We start from the raw sequence: 2,994 nt of genomic DNA, 5'->3' as shown, positions 1-2,994 counted from the left end.
GGGGGGCCCGGGGGACGGGTGGGGGGGGGCGGGGGGGGGGCCCCCCCCCGCGCCCCCCACCGCCGTCCTGGCCACCGCATCCGCGTCCGTGTGCTGTGCGGAGCGTGTCCTTCGAGTCAGGCCGGGTCAGGCCCGGCGGACCGCCAGTACCCGGCGCAGGTCGTCCAGTTGGTCGACGAGTTTGCGCCGCAGGGCGGGGGTCAGGTCCGTGTCGCGGAGGTGGTCCTCGCCGAGTGTCAGTGCCGCCGCGTCGGCCGCGTACACGGGGAAGGCGTACGACCCGGCTGCCTCCGCCATTGCGGGGCTCCTGCGGGTGGCGAGGGCGGCGGCCGCGGGGTAGTAGCGGGCCACGTACGGCTGGAGGAGTTCCGTCTGTTCCGGCTGCCAGAAGCCCTGGGCGGTGGCGGCGAAGAGGTAGTTGGACAGGGTGTCGGAGTCGAACATGGCTGTCCAGGCGGTCGACTTGGCCTCTTCGTTGGGCAGCGCGGCGCGGCACTGGGCGGCGCCCTGCTCGCCGGTGGCGCTGGGGTCGCGGGTGAGTTCGGCGGCGATGGTGGCTTCGTCGGTGGCGCCGAGTGCCGCGAGCCGGCCGAGGATGCGCCAGCGGAGTTCCGGGTCGAGGGCGGGGCCGCCGGGGATGCTGTCGGAGTCGTACCAGTCGCGGATGCTGTCCGGCTGGGTGGCGACGTCGATGAAGTGGCGTACGGCGATGAGGCGCAGGCCGGGGTTGTTGCCGTCCTCGGTGCGGCGCATGAGGTCGCGGCACAGGTCGGTGAGGGTGGCGAGCGCGGCGGGGCGCCGGTCGGGGCCGAGGTAGCGGCCGGCGACGGCCGCGGTGGCGAAGGTGAGGACGCCCTGCACGACGGCGAGGTCGGTTTCGTGCGGGAGGTGGGCGCGGGCGGCGTCGAGGTAGTCGGCAGGCGGGAGTTGGCCGTCGCGGACCATGTCGCGGGCGGCGTTCCAGATGACGGCCCGGGTGAGCGGGCCGGGGATGCCGGAGAGGGCGCGCAGGGCGGTGTGCCAGGAGGCCGGGTCGAGGCGGACCTTGGCGAAGGTCTCGTCGCCGTCGTTGAGCAGGAGGAGGGCGGGGCGGCGGCCGGGGCGGGTGACGGTGGGGGGTTGAGCCGCTGCTCCGGCGGGGGTGTCTGCGCCGGGAGCGGGGGCCGGGCCGGCGTCGGCGGCCGCAGCCGGGGCCGGGCCTGGGAGGTCCAGTGGGAAGTGTTCGCGGAGGACCAGGGCGTCCGCGTCGACCAGGTCGTGGTCGTACGCGCCGACCGTGATGCGGTGCGGGCGGCTGCCGGTGTGGGCGACGGTGAGGGTCCAACCCTCTGCCGTGTCGGTGGCCGTGGGGGTGAGGGTGTCGACGCCGGTGGTGCGGAGCCAGGACCGGGCCCAGGAGTGGACGTCGCGGTCGTTCACGGAGGCGAGGTTGTCGATGAAGTCGGCGAGGCAGGCGTTGCCGAACTTGTGGCGGGCGAAGTGGACGTTGATGCCGGCCAGGAAGTCCTTCTCGCCGAGCCAGGCGACGAGTTGGCGCAGGGCCGAGGCGCCCTTGGCGTAGGAGATGCCGTCGAAGTTGAGGAGTGCGGAGGCGGTGTCCGGCACGGCCTCGGGGTCCGGGGCGACGGGGTGGGTGGAGGGCCGCTGGTCGGCGTCGTACCCCCAGCCCTTGCGGGAGACGGCGAAGCCGGTCCACGGGTCGGTGCCCCGCACACCGGGCGGGGTGGCCCCCGGCTCGCCGGCGGTGACTTCGGCAAGCGTCTGGTAGCCCATGTACTCGGCGAAGGACTCGTTCAGCCAGATGTCGTCCCACCACTGGAGGGTGACGAGGTCGCCGAACCACATGTGGGCCATCTCGTGCGCGATGGTGACGCCGCGGGACTGGCGCTGGGTGTCGGTGACGGCGGAGCGGAAGACGTAGGTGTCGCGGAAGGTGACGAGGCCGGGGTTCTCCATGGCGCCGGCGTTGAACTCCGGTACGAAGGCCTGGTCGTACGAGTCGAAGGGGTACGGCTCGTCGAACTTCTCGTGGAAGCGGTCGAAGCACGCGCGCGTGATGCCCAGGAGTTCGTCCGCGTCTGCTTCCAGGTGGGGGGCGAGGGAGCGTCGGCAGTGGATGCCGAAGGGCAGGCCGGCGTGCTGGGTGCGGATCGAGTGCCAGGGGCCGGCGGCGACGGCGACGAGGTAGGTGGAGATGAGGGGGGTGGGTGCGAGGGTCCAACGTCCGTCGCCCCGGTGGGTGGCGACACCGTTGCCGAGAACGGTCCAGCTGGGCGGTGCGGTGGCGGTGACCTCGAAGACGGCTTTGAGGTCGGGCTGGTCGAAGGAGGCGAAGACGCGCTGGGTGTCGTCGAGGAAGAGCTGGGTGTAGACGTACGTTTCGCCGTCGGCGGGATCGGTGAACCGGTGCATGCCTTCGCCGGTGCGGGAGTAGCGCATGGCGGCGTCGACGTGCAGCTCGTGCGGGCCTGCGGTGAGGCCGGTGAGGGGGAAGCGGTTCCCGTCGAGGGCGGCGGGGTCGAGGGGGTGTCCGTCGAGGGTGACGGAGCGCAGAAGGGCGGGCCTGAGCTCGACGAAGGTGTCGACGGGGCCGTCGGCGGCCGCGGCCTCGCTCACCGTGAAGCGGATGACGGTACGGGAGTCGAAGGTGGCGTCGGCCTCGCCGGTGGCGGCGTGGGACTCTGCGACGCCTTCGGCCGGTCCTTCACCGGTCAGGTCGAGGTCGATCGTGTACCGCTGTACGTCGAGGAGCCGGGCTCGGGTCTGCGCTTCGTCGCGCGTCAGTACGGACATGGGGACATGCTGCCCGATGAGGGGGCGGCGGCGCGGGCCGGGAGAGGTTCGCCGCCGGGGCGGGCGAGGGCCACGGGGGCCGGGGAGGTTGCCCAGTGCGGGAGGGGGCCTCGGTACGGGGAGGGGCCGGGGAGGTGGCCCCGGTGCGGGGAGGGGCCGGGGAGGTGGCCCCGGAGCGGGGAGGGGCCGGGGAGGTGGCCC

The 2,994-nt window shown here is 73.6% G+C and carries 1 protein-coding gene; it reads right to left on the bottom strand.

Translation table 11 applies throughout. The features are described from left to right. Positions 1-126: 126 nt before the first annotated feature. On the bottom strand, positions 127-2,793 hold the full coding sequence (gene pepN / locus ACFWVV_RS37675; RefSeq protein ID WP_384347108.1) for an aminopeptidase N: 2,667 nt from the start codon (positions 2,791-2,793) through the stop codon (positions 127-129). Between the last annotated feature and the right edge of the window lie 201 nt (positions 2,794-2,994).

This window comes from Streptomyces sp. NPDC058663 (genome assembly GCF_042716745.1).
Classification (GTDB): Bacteria; Actinomycetota; Actinomycetes; order Streptomycetales; family Streptomycetaceae; genus Streptomyces.
Note: the sequence above shows the minus strand (reverse complement) of the source record. Positions and strands in the feature narration are given on the sequence as shown.